This is a genomic window from Burkholderia dolosa (assembly GCF_902499135.1).
GTDB lineage: Bacteria > Pseudomonadota > Gammaproteobacteria > Burkholderiales > Burkholderiaceae > Burkholderia > Burkholderia dolosa.
In genome coordinates, this window is the sequence record NZ_CABVPR010000009.1 from 58,758 (window position 1) to 83,843 (window position 25,086).

The window sequence follows — 25,086 nt, forward strand, 5'->3', positions numbered from 1 at the left end:
CGGTCTCCTCCTTCATTCCGTTCGATATGAGCGTCCGATCATAACGGAGCCATCGCGCGCGTCATATGGCCGCCATCGCGCGGGCATGCGCAGTCGCGCGGCGTCGCTCCGGTAAAATGCCGCTTTGCCTTCGCATCGTCGCTCCTACCGTGGCCCATACCCTGCTCAACGACACCTTCCTGCGCGCGCTGCTGCGCGAGCCGACCGACTACACGCCGATCTGGCTGATGCGTCAGGCGGGCCGCTATCTTCCCGAATACAACGCGACGCGTGCGCGTGCCGGCAGCTTCCTCGGCCTCGCGAAGAATCCCGACTACGCGACCGAGGTCACGCTGCAGCCGCTCGAGCGCTTTCCGCTCGACGCCGCGATCCTGTTTTCGGACATCCTGACGATTCCGGACGCGATGGGCCTTGGCCTCGACTTCCAGGCCGGCGAAGGGCCGAAGTTCGCGCACCCGGTGCGCACCGAGGCCGATGTCGCGAAACTCGCGGTGCCCGACATCGACGCGACGCTCGGCTACGTGACCGACGCGGTGCGCGAGATCCGCCGCGCGCTTACCGACGGGCAGGGCCGGCAGCGCGTGCCGCTGATCGGCTTCTCGGGCAGCCCGTGGACGCTCGCGTGCTACATGGTCGAAGGCGGCGGGTCGGACGATTTCCGCACGGTGAAGTCGATGGCGTATGCGCGCCCGGACCTGATGCACCGGATTCTCGACGTGAACGCGCTGGCCGTCGCGGCGTACCTGAACGCGCAGATCGAAGCGGGCGCGCAGGCGGTGATGATCTTCGACACATGGGGCGGCGCGCTCGCCGACGGCGCGTATCAGCGCTTTTCGCTCGACTATATTCAGCGCGTCGTCGCGCAGGTGAAGCGCGAGCACGACGGCGCGCGCGTGCCGGTGATCACGTTCACGAAGGGCGGCGGGCAGTGGCTCGAGCAGATCGCGGCAATCGGCGTCGACGCGGTCGGGCTCGACTGGACCGTCAATCTCGGTGCCGCGCGCGAGCGCGTCGCGGGACGCGTCGCGCTGCAGGGCAACCTCGACCCGACGATCCTGTTCGCGCCGCCGGCCGCCGTACGCGAACAGGCGCGCGCGGTGCTCGACAGCTACGGCAACCATCCGGGCCACGTATTCAACCTCGGACACGGGATTTCGCAGTTCACGCCGCCGGAGCACGTCGCGGAGCTCGTCGACGAAGTGCATCGTCACAGCCGCGCGATCCGTAGCGGGGCGGCGAGCTGAACGCAAGCGCTGTCATGCTGCGTTGCGGGGTGACGATGTTTCGTCGCGCGCGCTAAACAGGGCGCAACCCCGCACCGGTTGCCGATTCGATGCTTGTCAAGACTTGACTTATACACATTTTCCACGTTGCAGCGCGGTAGAGCCCCTTATCGGTGGATTTATCTCGCTATGGTGGCGGAATTTGAATAGCAGCCTTATGGAATAAGGCTTCGCGGGGCGCCGCGCGAAACGGGCGAAAGCAGCGGAAAGCGCGGCCCCGCGCGCATTGCGGCCGTTGAGGGGCAAGTTCTCAACAAAGTTATCCACAGGCTGGGCAGGGTAAACGGCGATTCCTAATGAGAATCCAAAACTTAGCGCCGAATCTGAAGTTTTACTTTAAGTTCGCCGTCGCGGCGCGGATCCGCATGCAACGCGCTCGCGCGCAGCGCTCGATCGCCGGAGCGCCGTGATGGACGGCCCCTACCTGCGGGTCGCGCTCGACCATCCGCTCGCGACGCTGTTCGACTATCGCTGCGACGTCCAGCCTGTCCCGGTGCCCGGCACGCTCGTGCAGGTGCCGTTCGGCAAGCGCCGCGTCGTCGGGCTCGTCTGCGAAGTGACGACTCACACTGACGTGCCGCCGTCCCGGCTGCGCGCGATCGACGCGATCTGCACCGACCTGCCGCCGCTGTCGGCGGACTGGCTCGCGCTCGTGTCGTTCGCTGCCGACTACTATCAGCGCGGGCGCGGCGAGGTCGCGCTGCCGGCGCTGCCGCAGGCACTGCGCGACGCCGGTCGGTGGGGGCGGCTGCTCGCGCCGGAAGTCCGCTATCGCGCGACCGAAGCGGGCCGCGCGGCGCTGCCCGACGCACTGCCGGCGCGCGGCGCGGCACTGAGACGGCTCGCGCAGGCGCTCGTCGACACCGATTCGCTGTCGCTGCCCGACGCGCGCGCGCTGCATCCGAAGGCGGCCGCGACGCTCGACGACTGGGCGGCGCGCGGCTGGGTCCTGATCGACGAAATCGGCTGGGCCGACGCGCCTGTGGCCAAGTCTGTGGATAACCTGTCGACATCCGGTGGACGAGCTGTGCCGCCGGCGCTCACCGACCAGCAGACCGACGCGCTCGATGCGATCCGCGCCGCGCGCGGTTTCGCGCCGTTTCTGCTGCACGGCGTGACGGGCAGCGGGAAGACCGAGGTCTATCTGCATGCGCTCGCGTCGCTGCTCGCCGCGCGACCCGACGCGCAGGCGCTCGTGCTCGTCCCCGAGATCAACCTGACGCCGCAGTTCGAAGCGGCGTTCCGCGCGCGCTTCGCGGGCGCGCTCGCCCACGACGCGATCGTCACGCTGCACAGCGGGCTCGCCGAAGGCGAACGCGCGCGCAACTGGCTTGCCGCGCACACCGGTCGTGCGCGAATCGTGCTCGGCACGCGGCTCGCGGTGCTCGCGTCGCTGCCGACGCTCGCGCTGATCGTCGTCGACGAGGAACACGAGCCTGCGTACAAGCAGCAGGAAGGGCTGCGCTATTCGGCGCGCGATCTGGCGGTGTGGCGCGCGAAGCATCTCGGCATTCCGGTCGTGCTCGGCTCCGCGACGCCGTCGCTCGAAAGCTGGTGGCAGGCCGAGCAGGGCCGCTACACGCGGCTCACGCTGTCGCGCCGCGCGGTGGCCGACGCGACGCTGCCCGCCGTGCGGTTGATCGATCTCGAAGAGGAAAGGCGGCGCGGTCGCGCATCGATCGGCGGGCTGTCGGGGCCGCTCGTCGCGGCGTTGAAGGCGCGGCTCGAACGCGGCGAGCAAAGCCTCGTGTTCCTGAACCGGCGCGGCTACGCGCCGCAGCTCGCCTGCGACGCGTGCGGCTGGGTCGCGGGCTGTCCGCGCTGCAGCGCGTACGTCGTGCTGCACAAGCCCGAGCATGCGCTGCGTTGCCACCACTGCGGCTGGGAAGCGCGCATTCCGAAGTCGTGTCCGGAATGCGGGAACGTCGACATCGCGCCGCTCGGGCGCGGCACGCAGCGTATCGAGGAAACGCTCGCCGAGGCCGTGCCCGGCGCGCGCGTGCTGCGCATCGACGCGGACAGCACGCGCCGCAAGGGCAGCGCGCAGGCGCTGTTTTCCGACGTGCACGCGGGCGAGGTCGACATCCTCGTCGGCACGCAGATGATCGCGAAGGGGCACGACTTTCAGCGCGTATCGCTCGTCGGCGTGCTCAATGCCGACACCGCGCTGTTCTCGCACGACTTCCGCGCGAGCGAGCGACTGTTCGCGCAGCTGATGCAGGTGAGCGGCCGCGCGGGGCGCGCGGGGCTGCCGGGCGAGGTGCTCGTGCAGACGCGCTATCCGCGCCATGCGCTGTACCACGCGCTCGCGCGGCACGATTACGTGGGCTTCGCGAATTCGACGCTCGGCGAGCGCCGCGACGCGCACCTGCCGCCGTTCGTCTACCAGGCGCTGCTGCGCGCCGAAGGGCGCACGCTCGACGCGGCGCTCGCGTTTCTGCAGCAGGCGGCGGCCGCGTTGCCGGGGCTGCCGGGCGCGGATCGCGTGACCGTCTACGACGCGGTACCGATGACGATCGTCAAGGTCGCTAACGTCCATCGCGCGCAATTGCTGCTCGAAAGCGCGTCGCGCGCGGCGCTGCAGCACGCGCTGCGCGCGTGGCAGCCGGCGCTGCGTGCGCTGAGGGGCGTGCTGCGATGGAGCGTCGAGGTCGATCCGCTCGATATCTGACGAACCGAGCGGGTCCGCGTCAACGCCACGCGTCTTTTTGCCGATCGGTTCGGCGGGCCGTTCGACTTCACCGCGCGTGTTCAGCGGCCGAATATCGACGCGCACGCGGAGTGCAACCCGTTTTTCGCCGCGCGCGGTCGCGCTGAAAGGCGCACGCACAGCCGAAACCGGTCCGATCAGGGAAAACACCGATCGCGCGACCACGGGCAACCCCTAAGTTGCGACCGCCTAAGTGACTGATTATATTGACCAATCAATGGGTGCAACCAATGCTGAAATTTGGTTGCACCTTTTTATTGCGTACCGTAGGATTTCGCGCATCCTCTCACACGCTACCGCCGGGCTCGCCCGGCATACGAATCCACCATGGCAAGCACCACCCTCGGCGTCAAAGTCGACGACCTTCTCCGCTCGCGCCTGAAAGACGCGGCCGCGCGTCTCGAGCGCACCCCGCACTGGCTGATCAAGCAGGCGATCTTCGCGTATCTCGAGCGAATCGAGCACGGCCAGCTGCCGCCCGAGCTGTCGGGCCACAGCGGGGTCACGGAGCTCGCCGACGGCCAGGCCGCGGACGGCGACGACGACAACTCGCCGCACCCGTTTCTCGAATTCGCGCAGAACGTGCAGCCGCAGTCGGTGCTGCGCGCGGCGATCACGGCCGCGTATCGTCGTCCGGAGCCGGAATGCGTGCCGTTCCTGATCGGCCAGGCGCGGCTGCCGGCGAACCTGCAGGCGGACGTGCAGGCGCTCGCGACGGAGCTCGTCGAAGCGCTGCGCGAGAAGAGCTCGGGCGGCGGCGTCGAAGGGCTGATCCACGAGTTCTCGCTGTCGAGCCAGGAAGGCGTCGCGCTGATGTGCCTCGCCGAAGCGCTGCTGCGCATTCCCGACCGCGCGACGCGCGACGCGCTGATCCGCGACAAGATCAGCAAGGGCGACTGGCGCTCGCACGTCGGCCACGCGCCGTCGCTGTTCGTGAACGCGGCGACGTGGGGGCTGATGATCACCGGCAAGCTCGTCACGACCAACAGCGAGGCCGGCCTGTCGTCGGCGCTCACGCGGCTGATCGGCCGCGGCGGCGAGCCGTTGATCCGCAAGGGCGTCGACATGGCGATGCGCCTGATGGGCGAACAGTTCGTCACCGGCGAGACGATTTCGGAAGCGCTCGCGAACAGCCGCAAGTACGAAGCGCGCGGCTTCCGCTATTCGTACGACATGCTGGGCGAAGCGGCGACGACCGAAGAAGACGCGCAGCGCTACTACGCGTCGTACGAGCAGGCGATCCATGCGATCGGCAAGGCGGCGGGCGGCCGCGGCATCTATGAAGGGCCGGGCATCTCGATCAAGCTGTCGGCGCTGCATCCGCGCTACTCGCGCTCGCAGCAGGACCGCACGATGAGCGAGCTGCTGCCGCGCGTGCGCGCGCTCGCGCTGCTCGCGCGCCGCTACGACATCGGCCTTAACATCGACGCGGAAGAAGCGGATCGCCTCGAACTGTCGCTCGACCTGCTCGAGGCGCTGTGCTTCGATCCCGACCTGGCCGGCTGGAACGGGATCGGTTTCGTCGTGCAGGGGTATCAGAAGCGCTGCCCGTTCGTGATCGACTATCTGATCGATCTCGCACGCCGCAGCCGTCATCGTCTGATGATCCGCCTCGTGAAGGGCGCGTACTGGGACACCGAAATCAAGCGCGCGCAGGTCGACGGGCTCGAGGGCTACCCGGTCTATACGCGCAAGATCTACACCGACGTGTCGTACCTCGCGTGCGCGAAGAAGCTGCTCGCGGCACCGGACGCCGTCTATCCGCAGTTCGCGACGCACAACGCGTACACGCTCGCCGCGATCTATCACCTCGCCGGCCAGAACTACTACCCGGGCCAGTACGAATTCCAGTGCCTGCACGGGATGGGCGAGCCGCTGTACGAGGAAGTCACCGGCCGCGACAAGCTGAACCGTCCGTGCCGCGTGTACGCGCCGGTCGGCACGCACGAGACGTTGCTCGCATACCTCGTGCGCCGTCTGCTCGAAAACGGCGCGAACACGTCGTTCGTGAACCGCATCGCCGACAAATCGGTGTCCGTGAAGGAGCTGGTTGCCGATCCGGTCGACGAGGCGTCGAAGGTCGTGCCGCTCGGCGCGCCGCATCCGAAGATCCCGCTGCCGCGCAACCTGTACGGCGACGAGCGTCCCAATTCGATGGGCCTCGATCTGTCGAACGAGCATCGGCTTGCGTCGCTGTCGTCCGCGCTGCTCGCGAGCGCGCATCATCCGTGGCGCGCGGCACCGATGCTCGCCGACGACGCGCTCGCCGACGCGCCGGCCCGCGACGTACGCAATCCGGCCGATCAGCGCGACGTGGTCGGCACGGTCAGCGAGGCGACGGCCGAGCACGTGAGCGTGGCGCTCGCGCACGCGGTGACGGCCGCGCCGATCTGGCAGGCGACGCCCGTCGATGCGCGCGCCGACTGCCTCGTGCGCGCAGCCGATCTGCTCGAAGCGCAGATGCACACGCTGATGGGCCTGATCGTGCGCGAAGCCGGCAAGTCGTTGCCGAACGCGATCGCGGAGATCCGCGAGGCGGTCGACTTCCTGCGCTATTACGCGGCGCAGATCCGCGGCGAATTCTCGAACGACACGCATCGGCCGCTCGGTCCGGTGGTCTGCATCAGCCCGTGGAACTTCCCGCTCGCGATCTTCATGGGCCAGGTGGCCGCCGCGCTCGCGGCCGGCAACACGGTGCTCGCGAAGCCGGCCGAGCAGACGCCGCTGATCGCCGCGCAAGCGGTGCGGCTGCTGCGCGAGGCCGGCGTGCCGGCCGGCGCGGTGCAACTGCTGCCGGGCGACGGCGAGACCGTCGGCGCTGCGCTCGTCGCCGATCCGCGCACGCGTGCGGTGATGTTCACCGGGTCGACCGAAGTCGCGCGGCTGATCAACAAGACGTTGTCCGCGCGCCTGGATCCGGACGGCAAGCCGATTCCGCTGATCGCGGAAACGGGCGGCCAGAACGCGATGATCGTCGACTCGTCGGCGCTCGCCGAGCAGGTCGTCGCGGACGTGCTGCAGTCGTCGTTCGATTCGGCCGGCCAACGCTGCTCGGCGCTGCGCGTGCTGTGTCTGCAGGACGACGTCGCGGATCGCACGCTGACGATGCTCAAGGGCGCGATGCACGAGCTGACGCTCGGCAATCCGGACCGCCTGTCGACCGACGTCGGGCCGGTGATCGACGCGGAAGCGAAGCGCACGATCGACGCGCACGTCGCCGCGATGAAGGAAAAGGGCCACGCGGTCACGCAGCTGCCGATGCCCGACGCATGCGCGCACGGCACGTTCGTCCCGCCGACGCTGATCGAGATCGGCAGCATCGACGAACTGAAGCGCGAGGTGTTCGGTCCGGTGCTGCACGTCGTGCGCTACCGCCGCAGCCAGCTCGACAAGCTGCTCGAGCAGATCCGCGCGACCGGCTACGGCCTCACGCTCGGCATCCACACGCGGATCGACGAGACGATCGCGCACGTGATCTCGAACGCACACGTCGGCAACATCTACGTGAACCGCAACGTGATCGGCGCGGTGGTCGGCGTGCAGCCGTTCGGCGGCGAAGGGCTGTCGGGCACGGGCCCGAAGGCCGGCGGCGCGCTGTATCTGCAGCGCCTGCTCGCGACGCGTCCGTCGGGCCTGCCGCGCTCGCTCGCGCAGATGCTGACGGCGGACGGCAGCGTCGAAGGCGGCGAGCGCAGCACCCCGACGACGGCGCTCACCGCGCTGCGCGACTGGCTGATCGAACAGCGCGAGCCGGCGCTCGCCGCGCGCTGCGACGGTTACCTCGCGCAGGTGCCGGCCGGCGCGACCGCCGTGCTGACCGGGCCGACGGGCGAGCGAAACACGTATACACTCGGCCCGCGCGGCACGGTGCTGTGTGTCGCGGCGACGCCGTCCGGCGCGCGTGCGCAGTTCGCGGCGGTGCTCGCGACCGGCAACCGCGCGCTGTTTGCCGGCGCGGCCGGCGAGGCGCTGGTCGCCGCGCTGCCGGCGTCGCTGAAGGCGCACGCGGCCGTACGCAAGCAGGCCGATGCGGCGTTCGACGCGGTGCTGTTCGAAGGCGACAGCGACGAACTGCAGACGCTCGTGAAGGACGTCGCGCAGCGGCCGGGTCCGATCGTGTCGGTGCAGGGTGTGTCGGCCGGCGCGTTCGAGAACGGCGATGCGGAGGACTACGCGCTCGAACGGCTGCTGACCGAGCGCTCGGTGAGCGTGAATACGGCCGCGGCGGGCGGCAATGCGAATTTGATGACGATCGGCTGACCATCCTTGCCGTTCGGATCAAACAAAGGAAGCGGCAAGGCGATCCCGAAGCCGCTCCATTTACCCTGGTACCAAGGAGATGCTATGCAACACACGATGAAAAAGCTGGCAGGCGCGACGTTTGTCGCAGTCATGTCGCTGGCGGGGACGGCTCATGCGGAAGACGTGAAGATCGGTTACGCAGGGCCGATGACGGGCGCGCAGGCGCACTACGGCAAGGATATGCAGAACGGGATCGTGCTCGCGATCGAGGATTTCAACGCGACGAACCCGAAGATCGGCGGCAAGCCGGTGAAGTTCGTACTCGACACGCAGGACGACCAGGCCGACCCGCGCACGGGCACGACGGTCGCCCAGAAGCTCGTCGATGACGGCATCAAGGGCATGCTCGGCCACTTCAACTCGGGCACGACGATTCCGGCATCGCGCATCTATGCGAACGCCGGCATTCCGCAGATCGCGATGGCGACCGCGCCGGAATACACGCAGCAGGGTTACAAGACGACCTTCCGCATGATGACGTCCGACACGCAGCAGGGTTCGGTCGCGGGCACGTACGCGTCGAAGGATCTCGGCATGAAGAAGATCGCGATCGTCGACGACCGCACGGCCTACGGCCAGGGTCTCGCCGACCAGTTCGAGAAGGCCGCGAAGGCCGGCGGCGCGACGATCGTCGACCGCGAGTTCACGAACGACAAGGCCGTCGACTTCAAGGCGATCCTGACCAAGCTGAAGGCCGCGAAGCCGGACCTCGTCTACTACGGCGGCGCGGATTCGCAGGCAGCGCCGATGGTCAAGCAGATGAAGGCGCTCGGCATCACCGCACCGCTGATGAGCGGCGAAATGGTGAAGACGCCGACGTTCCTGAAGATTGCCGGCAGCGCGGCCGAAGGCACGATCGCGTCGCTCGCCGGCCTCCCGCTCGACGAGATGCCGGGCGGCAAGGCGTACGCCGAGAAGTACAAGAAGCGCTTCGGCGAAGACGTGCAGACGTACTCGCCGTACTCGTACGACGGCGCGATGGCGATGTTCAACGCGATGAAGAAGGCCGATTCGACCGATCCGGCGAAGTACCTGCCGGTGCTCGCGAAGACGGACATGGCGGGCGTCACGTCGACGCACGTCGCGTACGACGCGAAGGGCGACCTGAAGAACGGCGGCATCACGATGTACAAGGTCGAGAAGGGCGAGTGGAAGCCGCTGAAGAGCATCGGCGGCAAGTAAGCCGAATGATGTAGCAGGGCGATTGCCGGGCCGCGATTATGCGGTGCCGGCGGGCATGCCGGACCCGCCGCGAGCGCCGAGCGCTTGCGGCGGGTTTTGTTTTTTGCTGGCGGCTTCTCAAATTGTTGCGTGTATGCAGGGTACGCGATATGCCAGCGCGGCTATGTCTTCAGTAATTGACGAAGCGCCTCAAAAAAAGAAGCTGTCGTAAATCCGCGTAATGACGGATCGAAATCATGACCATACCGGTCAATAAATTCATCATCCAGATTGGTCGCGTATTTTTTTTCGAACAAGTCAATTTCTTTCAGCAGTTCGGCTCGCTCTTCCTGCGTCGTTTCGCTTTTGTACAACGCAACGACGCCTTCAAAGCTGTCCCCCCATGAACGCCAGTCCTGGCCCAGATATCCGCTTGCGATAGCCAAGAGATGTGGAAAATCGTGATAGTCCATTATCTTGTCAAGTACGAAGTGAGAATGTAAAAAGGCATGCCGTTGTAGCTGCGTCGCACTAGAACGACCTGAACGTACGAGAGCTTGTCAATATACCCTTTTGTCGAGCTTATCCCCGTATCCGACGCTGCGCCCGACATTTTCATTTAGTACGGCGCGCATTGCAGTATCGGAATTGGCCCACGCCTCGATTCTGAACGCATTTATTTGCATCACTTTGGAAATCGCCCACTCGGCTTCGGCTATGTTCGTAAATGACGAGACCAGCCGGAGATCCGGTTCTGCCCGAAGCCTGGCCATCAGGTCGGTGCCGCTCTTTCCCACATGTTTCGCAATCGTATGTCCGCCCAATCTAGGGTTTGCCGCCGTCGGCGGCGCTTTCGTCGCATCGACCAGTTTGCTCACGCCGAGCTGCAGCAGTGCGCTCGTCTGTCGCCCGGTCCAGATCTAATACAGCCCGGCAGCCGCGGTGTCGGCGCCGTGTGCGCCGAACGCGATACAACCGAGTTTCGTGAGACCGGTCGGCTCCGGCGCGATGCACAACGTCGCGGGCCCCGCCATCCAGGGCGCGCCGCCCGCGACTGCGGGGCGCCCCATAACGCGTTGCTCAACCTCTCGCTTCTACAATGCGACGATTTCTTCGAAGCTATCTTCCGCAAAAACATCAGCCGTAGCCGAGATGCCCACTTGCGATAATCACAAGGCATAGGCGATCGGCCGCAGGCGTCTCGACCGTGCCGGCCGACGCGGCAAGCATTGCGAGCACGGGTTCCCACCGCGCGCTGGATTTGAGCACCGCTATTGCAGATTTTTCCTCAGCGCATCGAAGAAGGATGCAGTGGTGAACCCCCAGAGTGTCGGATTGAAATCGTGTCCATATGATTTCAAAAACTCGTCGTCCAGAGCGGGGCCAAGGCGCTCCTGAAGTAAATTCAGTTCGTGCAGCAACTCGAGCACCTCTTCTTCTGTGCTTTCGTTTTTATAGAGCGTAATGATTTCATCGAAATTATTTCCCCATAGATCCGAGTCCTGTCCGAGGTAAGACCCCAGAAGGTTGAAAAGTCGAGGATATTCCTGTGTGTTGATTTTCATTTGGTCAAGTACGATGTGGCGATATAGAACGGCATTCCATTGTATGGCTGTAGCTTCACGACAACCTGAACACGGCTTAACTCTCTGACGATCTGGTTGTTCCTGCTGAGTCCATAACCGACGTTTCGTCCGACGCCTTCATTGAGAACGAGAGGGGTCTTTGACGCAGATTGCGTCCATGCGACGATCCTGGCGCTATTTTTCTGCATGACGCTTGAAATGGCCGACTCGGCGTTAACCAAGATTGAGCACGCCGCCCACGACCTGCAGGCCGCCCCATAAGCGGTTGCTCAACATCTCGCCCGGACTGATCGTCTGGCGCTTCAGTACCGCAGCCAACTGGGCCGCACTCAGTACGATCGGAACTTCACCGTCGTGGTCCTCGCGCATCGTTTCTCTCAGCTTGAAATAAAAATGAAAGAAACGATGCTAATGCGCTGATTGAACGGATATTTTTTGGGATTTGCGAGGACGGAGCGAATCCACGAGCCGATATGGCTTTCGGGTGGATCGAAACATCACAAACGGTAAATAACGGCGACATGGACGCCGGCGCTGCCGGCGTGCGCGCCACGTCGTTCGATCACTCGCGCTTGCCGCTCGAACGCCGGCGACGCGCCGAATCGGCGCTCCGCTCATCTTCCGGCATCAGTTCGATTTGCCCGTCCGTAATACGCGACACGCGCATCGCGCGGAATGCGCGGGCCACTTTGCGCGGCACGCGAAGCAGCCGATCGACGAGCATCTGTCGTCGGCTGATCGTCCTGCCTTCCAGAATCGCGCGCAGTTGCGCTTCGCTCAGCACGATGCGGACCGCTTCCACGCCTTCCGGCACGTCGGCCTTGTCGTCGTATCGCACCATTCCTGTCCCGCGGCTATGAAATCGAAGCATGATGCTGACCCGCTGGACAAACAGCAATTTTCGAGATTCGGGCCGCGACGGCGTGCTCGGCAACAGCACACGTCGATATGCGTGGATCACGGCCGATGGAATTCACCGCTCGGGCCGACCGTCAACGCGGATAGGCCCGTTCGAGCAACGCGCCGACGTCGATCGTCTGCGGATCGAAGCCGCCCGCAATTCGCCCCCACGACGATTCGGCGAGCCGCGTCGCGATGAACGCATCCGACACCGCCGCCGGCGCATCGCGCCGCAGCAGACACGCCTGCGCAACCAGCGCGAGCCGCTGAGCGAACAGCCGCGCGGCCGCCTCCAGCGTGTCGGCCGGCACGGCAAGCATCGCGCGCAACGCGTCGAGCGCCGCGCGAATCCGTGGCTCGCCGGCGCCGAGCTCGGTCAATTCGTCGAACAGCGCGGCGGCCGAATCGGGCTCGCGCGACACCGCGCGCAGCACGTCGAGACACATCACGTTGCCCGAGCCCTCCCAGATCGAGTTGACCGGCGCTTCGCGGAACAGCCGCGCGATCGGGCCGTCGTCGACGTAGCCGTTGCCGCCGAACACTTCCATCACCTCGCCGGTCAGCTCGACCGCGCGCTTGCACACCCAGAACTTTGCGGCCGGCGTGACGATCCGCTTCCAGGCGCGCTCGCGCGGCGAGTCGTCGCGCTCGAACGCGTCGGCCACGCGCATCGCGAGCGCAAGCGCGGCTTCGCTTTCGAGCGCGAGATCGGCGAGCACCGTGCGCATCAGCGGCTGCTCGGCGAGCGCGCGGCCGAACGCGTGGCGCTGCCGCGTGTACGCGATCGCCTGCACGACGCCCTGACGCAGCATCGCCGCGCTGCCGAGCACGCAGTTGAGCCGCGTGTAGGTCGCCATCTCGATGATGGTCGGGATCCCGCGACCTTCGTCGCCGAGCATGATGCCCCACGCATCGTTCAGCTCGATCTCGCTGCTCGAGTTGCTGCGGTTGCCGACCTTGTTCTTCAGGCGCTGGATCTCGACCGCGTTCTTCGTGCCGTCCGGCCGCCAGCGCGGCACGTAGAAGCATGACGGGCCGCCTGCTTCGGTGCGCGCGACGACGAGGTGCGCGTCGCACATCGGCGCGGAGAAGAACCACTTGTGGCCGCGCAGCCGGTATTCGCCGCCGCGGCCGCCCGCGCCGACCGGCGTCGCGAGCGTCGTGTTCGCGCGCACGTCGGAGCCGCCCTGTTTCTCGGTCATTCCCATCCCGAACCAGGTCGACCGCTTGTCGGCGATCGGCACGTCGCGCGCATCGTAGTCGTCGCTGTACAGCTTGTCGCGCAGCGCTTCCCACAGCGCCGGTTCCTTCTGCAGCACGGGGATCGCGGCCTGCGTCATCGTCGCCGGACACAGCGTGCCGGCCTCGATCTGCCCGTGCAGATAGAAACCGGCCGCGGTCGCGGCCCAGCGGCCGCGACGCGTATCGCGGAACGCGAGCGACACGAGACCTTCGTTGCGGTACAGGCCGAGCAGCGTGTGCCACGCGGGATGGAAGTCGACGCGGTCGATGCGGCGTCCGCGCCGGTCGAATGCGTTCAGTTCGGGTGGATGGCGGTTCGCTTCATCGGCAAGCCGCGCGGTGTCGGCGCTGCCGAGCCGGGCGCCGTACGCGTCGAGCTGCGGCGCTGCCCAGTCGGCGCCCGCGCGCGCGAGCGCTTCGCGCAGCGCGACGTCGGTCGCGAAGAGGTTATAGTCGACCAGTTCGTCGAACTGGTTCGTGACGACGTGGGTCGGTTCGGTCATCGAGCGTCTCCGGTCTCGTGCTTCGGCAGTCGGTCGGCTCGTGCAGCGCGGCGCGCACGTCGCACGTAATCGGGGCTTCTGTCGAATGCGTTTCTGCCGGATTTCAGAGTAGCAAATATGCCGCCGCGACATGTTCAGGTTCCGGCGCCGCCCGGCCAGCCGGCGGCGCAGCCCGCTCCCGCATTGCGCCGCCGGCCGCGCCAGTCGCGCGCGCACGCGAGTTCGGACGCGCTGCAGCAGGCGTTCGTTCAGCTTTTGCTCGAACGCGGCTATGCGAAAGCGACGATTCGCGAGATCGCCGGGCTTGCCGGCGTGAGCATCGGCACGTTCTACGAATACTTCGGCGACAAGCAGAGTCTCGCGGCGCTGTGCATTCATCGGCGCGTGCAGGCGCTGGCCGACCGTCTGCGCGATGCCGCGCACGCGCTGCGCGGCGCGCCGCGCGCCGAACTCGCCGCTGCGCTCGTCGACCTGCAGGTCGATACGGTCGGCGCCGATGCCGCGCTGTGGAGCGCGCTCTTCGCGCTCGAGCGGCAGGTGTCGCCGCTTGCCGCGTACCGCCGGCATTACGACGCGTATGTCGCGCTGTGGCGCGACGCGCTCGCACACGCGGCCGATCCGCCGCCGGCCGCCCGGCTCGATGCGCTCGCGCGGATGGCGCATGCGGTCTGCTACGGCGGCGTGTCGCAGGCGTTGCTGACGCTCGGGCCCGCGCTCGACGTCGGCGCGTTGCGCACCGAGCTGCATGCGGTGCTGCGCGCCTATCTGGCCGCGGGCGACCGGTGACGGGCAGCCGCCGGTGCGTCGGCGATCGATACGTCGTTCGGTGTGGCGCGTCATTTCATACGGAAATGCCTGATTCGCATGGTGGGCCGGCTATCCGGCCTTCCCGCTGAACGCCGTGCGCGGCATGCCATGAGAAAAATGCATGGCCGCCATGACGAACTTTCGGTTGTCCGCGGATATTGGCTCGGGCTAAATCGACCGGCATGCCAAGGGCCGCCGCGCGCGTTGCGCGGCCCGGCCGGCAGGACATCAGGAGGAAGACCCATGCGAAGCGCGACCGCGCCCCGTTCGAAACTGCCCGACGTCGGGACGACGATCTTCACGGTAATCGGCCAGCTCGCCGCGCAGCACGATGCGTTGAACCTGTCGCAGGGCGCGCCGAATTTCGCGCCGGATCCGGCGCTCGTCGAAGGCGTCGCGCGTGCGATGCGCGACGGGCACAACCAGTACGCGCCGATGGCCGGCGTCGCGGCGCTGCGCGAGCGGCTCGCGGAGAAGACCGAAGCGCTGTACGGCGCGCGCTACGACCCGGCGACCGAGATCACGGTGATCGCGAGCGCGAGCGAAGGGCTGTACGCGGCGATCAGCGCGCTCGTGCATCCGGGCGACGACGTGATCTATTTCGAGCCGTCGTTCGACAGCTACGCACCGATCGTGCGGATGCAGGGCGCAACGCCGGTGGCGATCAAGCTGTCGCCCGAACATTTCCGCGTCGACTGGGACGCAGTTGCCGCCGCGATCACGCCGCGCACGCGGATGATCATCGTCAATACGCCGCACAACCCGACCGCGACGGTGTTCTCGCCGGACGATCTCGCGCGGCTCGCGCAGCTCACGCGCGGCACGGACATCGTGGTGCTGTCCGACGAGGTGTACGAGCACGTGGTGTTCGACGGGGCGCAGCATCAGAGCATGGCGCGGCATCGCGAACTCGCCGAGCGCAGCGTGATCGTGTCGTCGTTCGGCAAGTCGTTCCACGTGACCGGCTGGCGGGTCGGCTATTGCATGGCGCCGGCCGACCTGATGGACGAGATCCGCAAGGTGCACCAGTTCATGGTGTTCTCGGCCGACACGCCGATGCAGATCGCGTTCGCGCAGATGCTCGCGCAGCCGGACAGCTATCTCGGGCTGTCGGCGTTCTATCAGGCCAAGCGCGACCTGCTCGTACGCGAGCTGGCCGGTTCGCGGTTCGAGCTGCTGCCGAGCGAAGGGTCGTTCTTCATGCTCGCGCGCTTTCGGCACTTCTCGGACGAGCGCGACAGCGATTTCGTGCTGCGCCTGATCCGCGACGCGCGCGTCGCGACGATTCCGCTGTCGGCGTTCTATACCGACGGCACCGACGCGGGCGTGATCCGGCTCAGCTTCTCGAAAGACGACGACACGCTGATCGAAGGCGCGCGTCGATTGCGTTCGCTGTAATCGCGGGCGCGGCCCGTACCGTACCGAATCGGGCGACGCGGACGTCGCTTCGACCCCACCCAGGAGATCACGATGAACTACACGCCGTCCTTGAAACTTGCGTTCTTACTCGCATGCGTGCTCGGCTCGGGCGCCGCGCTCGCCGACGCGCAGACGCTGCGCTTCGGCCTCGAGGCGCAATATCCGCCGTTCGAATCGAAGGCGCCGAACGGCGAACTGCAGGGCTTCGACATCGACGTCGGCAACGCGGTGTGCCAGACCGCGAAGCTCACGTGCAAATGGCTCGAGACGTCGTTCGACGGGCTGATCCCGGCGCTGCAGGGCCGCAAGTTCGACGCGATCAATTCGGCGATGAACGCGACCGAGCAGCGCCGCCAGGCGATCGACTTCACGACGATCATCTACCGCGTGCCGACGCAGCTGATCGCGCGCACCGGCAGTGGCCTGCTGCCGACGCCGGAGTCGCTGAAGGGCAAGCGCGTCGGCGTGCTGCAGGCGTCGATCCAGGAAACCTACGCGAAGGCGCACTGGGAGCCGGCCGGCGTGTCGGTCGTCGCGTATCAGGACCAGAACCAGGCGTACGCCGATCTGGTGGCCGGCCGCCTCGACGCGACGCTCGTGCTCGCACCGGCCGGCCAGCGCGGCTTCCTGTCGCGTCCGGACGGCAAGGGCTTCTCGTTCGTCGGCCAGCCGGTGCGCGACGACCGGATCCTCGGCAGCGGCATCGCGTTCGGGCTGCGCAAGGGCGACGATGCGCTGAAGGCGAAGCTCGATGCGGCGATCGACAAGCTGAAGGCGGACGGCACCGTGAAGTCGCTCGGCCGGAAGTACTTCGGCGACATCGACATTTCGGCGAAGTAAGCGGCGCGTGCGCACGATGCAGAACGGCGACGGGAACGCCGCACCCGGCGCGCCGCGCGCGGCGGCGCCCGCAGACGATGCGCTCGAAGACGCGCTCGTCGCGGCGCTCGGCGATGCGCTCGTCACACGCTCAGCCGCGATCGAGCCGCGCTACTTCACCGCGTACAACGAGCCGGCCGGCGTGCGGCCGCGCGCGCTCGTGCGGCCGGCGAGCGTCGACGACGTATCGCGCACGCTCGCGCTGTGCACGCGGCTCGGCCAGCCGGTCGTCCCGCAGGGCGGGCTGACCGGGCTCGCGCGCGGGGCGGTCGCGCTGGGCGGCGAGGTCGTGCTGTCGATGGAGCGTTTGGCGGGCATCGAAGCGCTCGATCGCGCCGCGGGGACGATCACCGTGCGCGCGGGCACGCCGCTGCAGGCCGTGCAGGACGCGGCCGATGCAGCGGGTTTCACGTTCGGCGTCGATCTCGGCGCGCGCGGTTCGTGCCAGATCGGCGGGATGCTCGCGACCAACGCGGGCGGCACGCGCGCGATCCGCTACGGGATGATGCGCGAGCAGGTGCTGGGGCTCGAGGCGGTGCTCGCCGACGGTACGATCGTGTCGTCGATGAACCGGATGCTGAAGAACAACGCCGGCTACGACCTGAAGCAGCTGTTCATCGGCAGCGAAGGGACGCTCGGCGTGATCACGCGCGCGGTGCTGCGGCTGCATCCGAAGCTCGCCGCGCCGGCCACCGCGCTGTGCCGTGTGCGCGACTACGACGCGGTCGCCGCGTTGTGGAACCGCATGCGTGCGCTGCCGGAGATCGTCAGCTTCGAAGCGATGTGGCCGTCGTTCTACGAATACGTGGCGCGCCATACGCCGGACGTCGTCGCGCCGTTCGCGGGCGACGGCGGTTTCGCGGTGCTGATCGAGTGCGCGACGAGCGCGCCGGGCGGCGATGCGCGCCACGCGCTCGAAACCGCGCTCGCGGCGGCGTTCGACGCGGGCGTCGTCGACGATGCGGCGCTCGCGACGTCCGAACGCCAGGCGCGCGAGCTGTGGACGTTGCGCGAAGGGCTCGCGATCGACGCGCTGCCGCATCTGATCAACTACGACGTGAGCCTGCCGACCGGCGAACTGGGCGCGTTTGCCGAGCGCTGCGAAGCGGCGCTGCGCGCGAGCTGGCCCGACATCGTGTGCGTGTTCTTCGGGCACGTCGGCGACGGCAACGTGCATATCGGCGTGTCGCTCGCCGGCATGCGCGACGCGGATGCAGACGCGATCGACCGCTGCGTGTACGCAACGGTGCGCGACATGGGCGGGTCGGTGTCGGCCGAGCATGGAATCGGCGCGCTGAAGCGCGCGTATCTCGCGCATACGCGCAGCGAAGCGGAAATCGATTTGATGCGGCGCGTGAAGGCGGCGCTCGACCCGGCCGGCATTCTCAATCCGGGCAAGGTGCTGTGACGTACGCGCGCTTCGGTCCTATGACGCGGGACCGCTAGCACGCGTCGCGCGTCACGCGTCGACCCAGCACAGCGCGCCGATTTTCAGATGTTCGACGACGCTGCGCGTCCAGTCGAGCTCCGCGTCGAGCAGCACGAGCGCATGCTCGTTCTGCAGCAGGAACAGGCGCGGCACCTGGTCGGCCTGCGCGGCTTGCCGCAGCGCTTCGACGCGTTCGCGCTCGGCTTCGAGCGCCGCGATCCGGCGTTCGAGCTGCTGCCGCGCATCTTCCGCGTCGAGCAGCGGCAGAAACGCGAGGCCGGCGCCGAACGCCGGGAACTCGCGCACCGGCTCGGCGAGCAGCGTATGCAGCCACGCCTGTCCGGCCTTGTGTCCGGCGTCGGTCAGCGCGTAGACGGTGCGCTCCGGAAACGCGCCGTCGCGCTCGGTGTCGTGTACCGCGATCAGGCCGTCGCGCAACAGCCGCTCGATCGTCTGGTAGACGCTCGTGCGTTGGCGCACGTTGACGACCTCGTCGTAGCCGCGCGCCTTCAACTGCTGCAGCATCCCGTACGGGTGCAACGGAGCTTCGGTAAGCGTCGCGAGGATCGCGAGCGCGAGCGGAGAAGGGCGGCTCGTCGTTGCCATGAATAGTTCGGAAAAATCTAGTCAGTATATGACTAGTATCGATAAAACCATCATATTCGACAAGGGTTTCAGCCGAGGTGCGAGCGCTTTGCGGCGGGCGCGACGGTTTCCATCGTCGCGAGTCCGTGGACGATACCGCAGTCTTCGACCGAATGTTCGCCGACGCATCGGCGGCGCAATTCCGTGAGCTGGTCGCGCAACTGCGCGAGTTCGGCGAGGCGCGCGTCGACGTGGCCGATGTGCTCGTCGAGCAGCGCATTGATCGAATCGCAACGGTCGCCCGGTGCGTCGGTCAGCTTCAGCAGCGCGCGGATTTCGTCGTGCGCCATGTCGAGCGCACGGCAGTTGCGGATGAAGCGCAGCCGTTCGACGTGCACATCCGTGTAGTTCCGGTAGTTCGAATCGGTGCGCTCCGCGTCCGGCATCAGACCCTCCTTCTCGTAGAAGCGGATCGTTTCCGGCGTGCAGCGGGCGGCCTTGGCCAGTTCGCCGATCTTCATCGCGTGCTCCTGTGTCAGGGTTGACCTTGTAGTGGCTTCAGGGTGTTAACTGTACACCGTCAAGCCATCGAGGAGGTTGTCATGACCGACGCCCAGCGTCCCCACGACCCGCGACACCGCCACGCCGGCGGCGCCGATGCCTGCTGCGCGGATGCGCGCGGCGGGCAAGCGGCAGCCGTGGCCGACACGGCGCCGCAGGCCGGGGAGCACACGCATGGCGGCGCGGCGGCGTGCGGCATCCAGCCGCACGCAGGCGGCCGCGGCGACGATCGCGCACCTGGCTGCTGTGCGTCCTCACATCGCGCCGATGGCCGGCACGACGACGATCGCGATCGCGATCGCACGCACACGCACGACGATCGGCACGCGCACGGTGCCGCATGCGCGCCCGAACGCGTCGCACGCGACGATGCTGGCCACGACCACGACCACGACCACGACCACGACCACGACCACGACCACGACCACGACCACAACCACGCGGCCGGCGCCTGCTGCGCGCCGGCCGCGCCGACGCTCGCGCCGCTGCCCGTCGCGCAGACCACGGCATCGGGCGGCGTACGCTCCGCATTCCGGATCATGCAGATGGACTGTCCGACCGAAGAAACGCTGATCCGCAAGAAGCTCGGCGCGATGCGCGAGGTGTCGGCGCTCGAATTCAACCTGATGCAGCGGATGCTGACCGTCGAGCACGCGCGCGGCGCGCAGCCCGCGATCGAACGCGCGATCCGCTCGCTCGGGATGACGCCCGAGGCCGCATCGGCGGACGCACCGGCGCCGCAGGCCGTCGACACGCCGAAGAAGCCGTGGTGGCCGCTCGCGCTCGCCGGCGTCGCGGCGATCGCGTCCGAAGCCGTCAGCTGGGCGGCGCTGCCGGTCTGGCTGTCTGCGCTGCTCGCGCTCGGTGCGGTGCTCGCGTGCGGGCTCACGACGTACCGGAAGGGCTGGATCGCACTGCGCAACGGCAACCTGAACATCAACGCGCTGATGAGCATCGCGGTCACGGGCGCGATGGCGATCGGCCAGTGGCCGGAAGCCGCAATGGTGATGGTGCTGTTCACGATCGCCGAACTGATCGAGGCGAAGTCGCTCGATCGCGCGCGCAATGCGATCCAGGGGCTGATGCGGCTCGCGCCCGATACGGCGACCGTGAAGCAGGCGGACGGATCGTGGCGCACGGTCGAGGCCGCACAGGTCGCGCTCGGCGCGCTCGTGCGCGTGAAGCCCGGCGAACGGATCGGCCTCGACGGCGAAGTCGTGACCGGCCGCTCGACGGTGAACCAGGCGCCGATCACCGGCGAGAGCCTGCCGGTCGAGAAGACCGCGGGCGATGCCGTCTACGCGGGCACGATCAACGAATCCGGCTCGTTCGAATACCGCGTGACCGCGGTGGCCGCGAACTCGACGCTCGCGCGGATCATCCATGCGGTCGAGGAGGCGCAGGGCGCGAAGGCGCCGACGCAGCGCTTCGTCGACCGCTTCGCGCGCGTGTACACGCCGATCGTGTTCGCGATCGCGCTGCTGGTCGCCGTCGTGCCGCCGCTCGTCGCCGGCGGCACATGGCACGACTGGATCTATCGCGCGCTCGTGCTGCTGGTGATCGCGTGTCCGTGCGCGTTGGTGATCTCGACGCCGGTGACGATCGTGTCGGGGCTCGCCGCGGCTGCGCGCCGCGGGATTCTGGTGAAAGGCGGCGTTTATCTGGAAGAAGGGCGCAAGCTCGCGTGGCTCGCCCTCGACAAGACCGGCACGATCACGCACGGCAAGCCGGTGCAGACCGATTTCGAACTGCATGCGACCGGCGTCGACGCGGCGCGCGTGCGGCAACTGGGCGCAAGCCTGGCCGCGCGTTCCGATCACCCGGTATCGCAGGCGATCGCGGCGGCGGCGCGCGACGCGCAGACGGCGACGCTCGCCGACGTGCGCGATTTCGAGGCGATCGTCGGGCGCGGCGTGCGCGGCACGATCGACGGCGCGCGCTACTGGCTCGGCAATCACCGGCTCGTCGAAGAACTCGAGCGCTGCTCGCCGGCGCTCGAAGCCAGGCTCGATGTGCTCGAGCGGCAGGGTAAGAGCGTCGTGATGCTGGTCGACGACACGCGCGTGCTCGGCATCTTCGCCGTCGCCGACACGATCAAGGACACGAGTCGCGCGGCCATCGCCGACCTGCATGCGCTCGGCATCCGCACCGCGATGCTGACGGGCGACAACCCGCATACCGCGCAGGCGATCGCGGGCCAGGCCGGCATCGACGACGCGCGCGGCAACCAGCTGCCGGAGGACAAGCTCGCGGCGGTCGAGGAACTGTCGGCGGGCGGCAACGGCGCGGTCGGAATGGTCGGCGACGGGATCAACGACGCGCCGGCACTCGCGCGCGCGGACATCGGCTTCGCGATGGGCGCGATGGGCACCGACACGGCAATCGAGACCGCCGACGTCGCGCTGATGGACGACGACCTGCGCAAGATTCCCGCGTTCGTCCGACTGTCGCGCGCGACGCATCGCGTGCTCGTGCAGAACATCGGCTTTGCGCTCGGTGTGAAGATCGTGTTTCTCGGCCTCACCGTCGCGGGGCTCGGCACGATGTGGATGGCCGTGTTCGCGGACGCCGGCGCGAGCCTGATCGTCGTCGGCAACGGCTTGCGGCTGCTGTCGTCGTCGCGCGCATTCGGCGGCGTGCGGGCGGCGCGTTGAGGCGCCGGATATGCGTTTCCTGAAGTGGATCCTGGGCGGCCACGGCGACACGCATCGCGGCGAGCGCGACGGTGCGCATCACGACGGCCACGATGCGCGCGATCGCGATCGTCACGGCGGGCATGCCCGCGTGCCGGGCGGCGATAGCGGCGGCAACGTGCCGTTGCGTCGGCTCGCGTGCGCAGGCTGCGGCGCGCTCAACGCGGCGGGCGCGAGGTTCTGCGCGCAGTGCGGCGCGTCGCAGCGCGCCCGCGCGTGTGCTCGTTGCCATGCGGCGCTGGTTGCGAATGCGCGCTTCTGCCTGACGTGCGGCACGCGCGCCGGCACGTGATGTGGGCCGCTCGCGGCGTCGGCCGGCCCGGATGCACGCGCGACGCCGCTTCGTCGCGAAGCAGCCGGCACCGGCGGCACGATCAGCGCAGCGGTAGATGAATCTCGGTGCGCAGGTCGGCCGGCGCGGTGTCCATCGGCGTGTTCAGATACAGCTCGAACGGCGGCGCGTCGGCGGCTTCGCGGCCCGAATGGCGAAGCCAGTCGCCGTACAGCCACTGATATGCGGCTTTCAGGTCCGCGTAAGGCCCGGTGTGCAGCAGCACCGCGTATTCGCCGCCCGGTATCGTCACGCGCTCGACGGGCGCCTGCGGCGCGACGTCCGGTGCGCCCGCGGCCGGCACGACGCACGCTTTTGCGCGCAGCTGCGCTTCGGGCACCGTGTCCGGATCGTCGTAGTAGATGCCGATCGTCTTCGCGCCGGGGCCGAACAGCCCGTGCCGGCCTGCCCACGCGCCGATCTGCGCGAACGCGTCGCCGACCTTCAGATATGCGCCCGTATGCGCGACCGCGTAGCCGTGCAGTTCCGGCAGCGGCCGGATGTCGACCTGATGCTCGAACATGTGTTGCTCTCCTCTCCGTAACGGATAAATGGGGCGGTGCACGCCCGTGCGCCGATGCTGCACGGGCGACACGCGGTACGCATCCCGAAACGCACGCGCGAACGCGTGCGTCGAGCCGTAGCCGGCACGCCGCGCGACGTCGTCGAGCGGCAGCGCGGTGCACACCAGATCTTCGGACGCGCGCACGAGCCGCATCCGCCTCACCGTCAGCACGATCGACTCGCCGTACAGCGCGCGATAGACGCGTTGCCAGTGATACGGCGACAGGCACGCGATCTCGGCGAGCCGGTTCAGGTCCAGCGTGTCGTCGAGATGCTCGACGATGTAGTCGTGCACGCGCGCAATGCGCTCCGCATAGCGCGCCCACGCAGGCGTTTCGGCTTTCGCTTCGGCGGTCATCGGTGCGTCCCGGTCATGAATCGCCGTCACGGTAGCACGGCGCGAATGGACAAATCTTGCGGAGATGCGTAGCCGGCCAAAGCGCGCCCCGTTTTTAATTCTCGACAAAGTGGGCCTGTGGAATGCGACGATCGCAACCGCTGCGCGCGCCGCCGGCACGGTTCCGTAGCGTTTCCGTCAGCGAAACGTCAGCCGCCACCTTTGCCGAATTTCGATAACACGTCGATTAATGACTCTCTAGCATCGATTCTCAGTCGCGCAGGCCGACAGGCACGGCGCCGTTCAGTTCAGGAGAATCCGATGAAAGCAGAGTCGAATGGCCGGCCCGGCGCCGGCGTGAGCGCGTCCGCGCAGCCCGCGCTGCAGCAGACGCTCGGGACCTGGCAGCTGTGGGGCATCGCGGTCGGTCTCGTGATTTCCGGCGAATACTTCGGATGGAGCTACGGCTGGGCGAGCGCGGGCACGCTCGGCTTCGTGGTGACAGCGCTGTTCGTCGCCGCGATGTACACGACGTTCATCTTCAGCTTCACCGAGCTCACGACGTCGATTCCGCACGCGGGCGGCCCGTTCGCGTATGCGCGCCGCGCGTTCGGTCCGACCGGCGGCTATCTGGCCGGCGCGGCGACGCTCGTCGAGTTCGTGTTCGCGCCGCCCGCGATCGCGCTTGCGATCGGCGCGTACCTGCACGTGCAGTTTCCGGGGCTCGAACCGAAGCACGCGGCGATGGGCGCGTATCTCGTGTTCATGGCGCTGAACATCGTCGGCGTGCAGATCGCGGCGACGTTCGAGCTGGTCGTCACGCTGCTCGCGATCTTCGAGCTGCTCGTGTTCATGGGCGTCGTGTCGCCGGGCTTCACGTGGAGCAACTTCATGAAGGGCGGCTGGTCGGGCGCCGATCATTTCAGCGTCGGCGCGTTCCACGGGATGTTCGCCGCGATCCCGTTCGCGATCTGGTTCTTCCTCGCGATCGAAGGCGTCGCGATGGCGGCCGAGGAAGCGAAGAACCCGAAGCGCTCGATTCCGATCGCGTACGTCGCCGGCATCCTGACGCTCGTCGCGCTCGCGATCGGCGTGATGGTGTTCGCCGGCGGCGCGGGCGACTGGACGAAGCTCGCGAACATCAACGATCCGCTGCCGCAGGCGATGAAGTACATCGTCGGCGCGAACAGCGGCTGGATGCACATGCTCGTGTGGCTCGGCCTGTTCGGGCTCGTCGCGTCGTTCCACGGCATCATCCTCGGCTATTCGCGCCAGATCTTCGCGCTCGCGCGCGAAGGCTATCTGCCCGAATGGCTCGCGAAGGTGCATCCGCGCTTTCGCACGCCTTACCGCGCGATTCTCGCGGGCGGCGTGGTCGGCATCGCGGCGATCTACAGCGACGAGCTGATCCAGTTCGGCGGCCAGACGCTGACCGCGAACATCGTGACGATGTCGGTGTTCGGCGCGATCGTGATGTATATCGTCAGCATGGCCGCGCTGTTCAAGCTGCGCCGCTCGCATCCGCAGATGGCCCGCCCGTTCCGTGCGCCGCTGTATCCGTTGTTCCCGGCGTTCGCGATCGTCGCGGCGCTCGTCTGTCTCGGTACGATGGTGTACTTCAACGGGCTCGTCGCGATGGTGTTCATCGGCTTCCTCGCGCTCGGCTATGCGTATTTCATCGCGACGCGCGCGCAGCGCGCGAGTGCGCCGGGCGACGCGCTGCTGGAGGAATGACGGCGACGCGGTCGAACGGCCGTTCGCGACGGCATCCGGCGCGCCCGCTGCAGCGGCGCG

General features: G+C 67.6%; 20 protein-coding genes and 1 pseudogene. 11 read left to right on the top strand and 10 right to left on the bottom strand.

Annotated elements, in window-relative coordinates:
• The first annotated feature begins 149 nt into the window (after window positions 1-149).
• The 4 genes from hemE (at window position 150) to BUB20358_RS06545 (ending at window position 9,477) form a co-directional block, all read left to right on the top strand.
• Window positions 150-1,244 (top strand): uroporphyrinogen decarboxylase, encoded by a 1,095-nt coding sequence (hemE, locus tag BUB20358_RS06530; RefSeq protein ID WP_035971445.1) that lies wholly within the window; start codon window positions 150-152, stop codon window positions 1,242-1,244.
• A 448-nt stretch (window positions 1,245-1,692) separates the two neighbouring features.
• Complete coding sequence (locus BUB20358_RS06535) at window positions 1,693-3,954, top strand: primosomal protein N' (protein WP_035971444.1); 2,262 nt, start codon at window positions 1,693-1,695, stop codon at window positions 3,952-3,954.
• A 366-nt stretch (window positions 3,955-4,320) separates the two neighbouring features.
• Window positions 4,321-8,253 (top strand): trifunctional transcriptional regulator/proline dehydrogenase/L-glutamate gamma-semialdehyde dehydrogenase, encoded by a 3,933-nt coding sequence (gene putA / locus BUB20358_RS06540; RefSeq protein ID WP_035971443.1) that lies wholly within the window; start codon window positions 4,321-4,323, stop codon window positions 8,251-8,253.
• A gap of 84 nt (window positions 8,254-8,337) precedes the next feature.
• Window positions 8,338-9,477 (top strand): branched-chain amino acid ABC transporter substrate-binding protein, encoded by a 1,140-nt coding sequence (locus tag BUB20358_RS06545; RefSeq protein WP_006762958.1) that lies wholly within the window; start codon window positions 8,338-8,340, stop codon window positions 9,475-9,477.
• 161 nt (window positions 9,478-9,638) lie between these two features.
• Here BUB20358_RS06545 and BUB20358_RS06550 read toward each other — a convergent pair whose 3' ends face one another.
• The 7 genes and pseudogenes from BUB20358_RS06550 to BUB20358_RS06575 form a co-directional block, all read right to left on the bottom strand.
• Entirely contained in the window at window positions 9,639-9,929 is a 291-nt protein-coding gene (locus BUB20358_RS06550) for a contact-dependent growth inhibition system immunity protein (RefSeq protein WP_094190503.1), read from the bottom strand.
• A gap of 87 nt (window positions 9,930-10,016) precedes the next feature.
• Window positions 10,017-10,334, bottom strand: coding sequence for an RNase A-like domain-containing protein (locus BUB20358_RS28265; RefSeq protein ID WP_223296920.1), 318 nt, complete (start codon window positions 10,332-10,334; stop codon window positions 10,017-10,019).
• A gap of 393 nt (window positions 10,335-10,727) precedes the next feature.
• Window positions 10,728-11,021 (bottom strand): contact-dependent growth inhibition system immunity protein, encoded by a 294-nt coding sequence (locus BUB20358_RS06560; RefSeq protein ID WP_035971440.1) that lies wholly within the window; start codon window positions 11,019-11,021, stop codon window positions 10,728-10,730.
• Window positions 11,018-11,230: an RNase A-like domain-containing protein gene (locus tag BUB20358_RS28270; RefSeq protein ID WP_236694450.1), complete on the bottom strand. Its 213-nt coding sequence runs from the start codon at window positions 11,228-11,230 to the stop codon at window positions 11,018-11,020. Before BUB20358_RS28270 ends, BUB20358_RS06560 begins: the two co-directional genes overlap by 4 nt.
• A 31-nt stretch (window positions 11,231-11,261) precedes the next feature.
• A pseudogene (locus BUB20358_RS28275) lies at window positions 11,262-11,411 on the bottom strand (RNase A-like domain-containing protein); the annotation flags it as partial.
• A 193-nt stretch (window positions 11,412-11,604) separates the two neighbouring features.
• The gene (locus tag BUB20358_RS06570; RefSeq protein WP_123806804.1) at window positions 11,605-11,982 is read right to left on the bottom strand and encodes a hypothetical protein; all 378 of its coding nucleotides are present in this window, start codon (window positions 11,980-11,982) and stop codon (window positions 11,605-11,607) included.
• Between the two features lie 52 nt (window positions 11,983-12,034).
• The gene (locus BUB20358_RS06575; RefSeq protein ID WP_006762957.1) at window positions 12,035-13,687 is read right to left on the bottom strand and encodes an acyl-CoA dehydrogenase family protein; all 1,653 of its coding nucleotides are present in this window, start codon (window positions 13,685-13,687) and stop codon (window positions 12,035-12,037) included.
• Window positions 13,688-13,804: 117 nt separating this feature from the next.
• Here BUB20358_RS06575 and BUB20358_RS06580 point away from each other — a divergent pair, with 117 nt between their 5' ends.
• From BUB20358_RS06580 to BUB20358_RS06595, 4 genes are all read left to right on the top strand, one after another.
• Window positions 13,805-14,473 carry a TetR/AcrR family transcriptional regulator gene (locus BUB20358_RS06580; RefSeq protein ID WP_006762956.1) on the top strand — a complete coding sequence of 223 codons (669 nt, stop codon included), beginning with the start codon at window positions 13,805-13,807 and terminating at the stop codon, window positions 14,471-14,473.
• A 264-nt stretch (window positions 14,474-14,737) separates the two neighbouring features.
• A complete protein-coding gene (locus tag BUB20358_RS06585; protein ID WP_006762955.1) occupies window positions 14,738-15,892 on the top strand; it encodes a pyridoxal phosphate-dependent aminotransferase in 1,155 nt (384 codons plus the stop codon).
• 72 nt (window positions 15,893-15,964) lie between these two features.
• Complete coding sequence (locus BUB20358_RS06590) at window positions 15,965-16,753, top strand: ABC transporter substrate-binding protein (protein WP_006762954.1); 789 nt, start codon at window positions 15,965-15,967, stop codon at window positions 16,751-16,753.
• A 16-nt stretch (window positions 16,754-16,769) separates the two neighbouring features.
• Entirely contained in the window at window positions 16,770-18,200 is a 1,431-nt protein-coding gene (locus BUB20358_RS06595; RefSeq protein ID WP_006762953.1) for an FAD-binding oxidoreductase, read from the top strand.
• Window positions 18,201-18,251: 51 nt separating this feature from the next.
• Here BUB20358_RS06595 and BUB20358_RS06600 read toward each other — a convergent pair whose 3' ends face one another.
• Both BUB20358_RS06600 and cadR read right to left on the bottom strand, forming a co-directional pair.
• Window positions 18,252-18,827 carry a PadR family transcriptional regulator gene (locus BUB20358_RS06600; protein ID WP_006762952.1) on the bottom strand — a complete coding sequence of 192 codons (576 nt, stop codon included), beginning with the start codon at window positions 18,825-18,827 and terminating at the stop codon, window positions 18,252-18,254.
• A gap of 68 nt (window positions 18,828-18,895) precedes the next feature.
• On the bottom strand, window positions 18,896-19,327 hold the full coding sequence (gene cadR / locus BUB20358_RS06605; RefSeq protein ID WP_006762951.1) for a Cd(II)/Pb(II)-responsive transcriptional regulator: 432 nt from the start codon (window positions 19,325-19,327) through the stop codon (window positions 18,896-18,898).
• 81 nt (window positions 19,328-19,408) lie between these two features.
• Here cadR and BUB20358_RS06610 point away from each other — a divergent pair, with 81 nt between their 5' ends.
• Together BUB20358_RS06610 and BUB20358_RS06615 are read left to right on the top strand one after the other, a co-directional pair.
• Window positions 19,409-22,021 (top strand): heavy metal translocating P-type ATPase, encoded by a 2,613-nt coding sequence (locus BUB20358_RS06610; RefSeq protein ID WP_035971436.1) that lies wholly within the window; start codon window positions 19,409-19,411, stop codon window positions 22,019-22,021.
• 10 nt (window positions 22,022-22,031) lie between these two features.
• Window positions 22,032-22,352, top strand: a complete 321-nt coding sequence (locus BUB20358_RS06615) for a zinc ribbon domain-containing protein (protein ID WP_035971435.1) — start codon at window positions 22,032-22,034, stop codon at window positions 22,350-22,352.
• Window positions 22,353-22,434: 82 nt separating this feature from the next.
• Here the strand turns inward: BUB20358_RS06615 and BUB20358_RS06620 are convergent, their stop codons facing one another.
• Window positions 22,435-23,313, bottom strand: coding sequence for an AraC family transcriptional regulator (locus tag BUB20358_RS06620; RefSeq protein WP_035971434.1), 879 nt, complete (start codon window positions 23,311-23,313; stop codon window positions 22,435-22,437).
• 300 nt (window positions 23,314-23,613) lie between these two features.
• Between BUB20358_RS06620 and eat the strand changes: the two genes are divergently transcribed.
• Window positions 23,614-25,026: an ethanolamine permease gene (gene eat / locus BUB20358_RS06625; RefSeq protein ID WP_006762948.1), complete on the top strand. Its 1,413-nt coding sequence runs from the start codon at window positions 23,614-23,616 to the stop codon at window positions 25,024-25,026.
• Window positions 25,027-25,086: the final 60 nt, after the last annotated feature.

Coding starts and splice junctions, on each gene's coding strand:
- BUB20358_RS06535 (WP_035971444.1), top strand. CDS start 1,693: ATGGACGGCCCCTACCTGCGGGTCGCGCTCGACCATCCGCTCGCGACG.
- putA (WP_035971443.1), top strand. CDS start 4,321: ATGGCAAGCACCACCCTCGGCGTCAAAGTCGACGACCTTCTCCGCTCG.
- BUB20358_RS06545 (WP_006762958.1), top strand. CDS start 8,338: ATGCAACACACGATGAAAAAGCTGGCAGGCGCGACGTTTGTCGCAGTC.
- BUB20358_RS06550 (WP_094190503.1), bottom strand. CDS start 9,929: ATGGACTATCACGATTTTCCACATCTCTTGGCTATCGCAAGCGGATAT.
- BUB20358_RS06560 (WP_035971440.1), bottom strand. CDS start 11,021: ATGAAAATCAACACACAGGAATATCCTCGACTTTTCAACCTTCTGGGG.
- BUB20358_RS28270 (WP_236694450.1), bottom strand. CDS start 11,230: ATGCAGAAAAATAGCGCCAGGATCGTCGCATGGACGCAATCTGCGTCA.
- BUB20358_RS06575 (WP_006762957.1), bottom strand. CDS start 13,687: ATGACCGAACCGACCCACGTCGTCACGAACCAGTTCGACGAACTGGTC.
- BUB20358_RS06580 (WP_006762956.1), top strand. CDS start 13,805: ATGCCGCCGCGACATGTTCAGGTTCCGGCGCCGCCCGGCCAGCCGGCG.
- BUB20358_RS06585 (WP_006762955.1), top strand. CDS start 14,738: ATGCGAAGCGCGACCGCGCCCCGTTCGAAACTGCCCGACGTCGGGACG.
- BUB20358_RS06590 (WP_006762954.1), top strand. CDS start 15,965: ATGAACTACACGCCGTCCTTGAAACTTGCGTTCTTACTCGCATGCGTG.
- BUB20358_RS06595 (WP_006762953.1), top strand. CDS start 16,770: ATGCAGAACGGCGACGGGAACGCCGCACCCGGCGCGCCGCGCGCGGCG.
- BUB20358_RS06600 (WP_006762952.1), bottom strand. CDS start 18,827: ATGGCAACGACGAGCCGCCCTTCTCCGCTCGCGCTCGCGATCCTCGCG.
- cadR (WP_006762951.1), bottom strand. CDS start 19,327: ATGAAGATCGGCGAACTGGCCAAGGCCGCCCGCTGCACGCCGGAAACG.
- BUB20358_RS06610 (WP_035971436.1), top strand. CDS start 19,409: ATGACCGACGCCCAGCGTCCCCACGACCCGCGACACCGCCACGCCGGC.
- BUB20358_RS06615 (WP_035971435.1), top strand. CDS start 22,032: ATGCGTTTCCTGAAGTGGATCCTGGGCGGCCACGGCGACACGCATCGC.
- BUB20358_RS06620 (WP_035971434.1), bottom strand. CDS start 23,313: ATGACCGCCGAAGCGAAAGCCGAAACGCCTGCGTGGGCGCGCTATGCG.
- eat (WP_006762948.1), top strand. CDS start 23,614: ATGAAAGCAGAGTCGAATGGCCGGCCCGGCGCCGGCGTGAGCGCGTCC.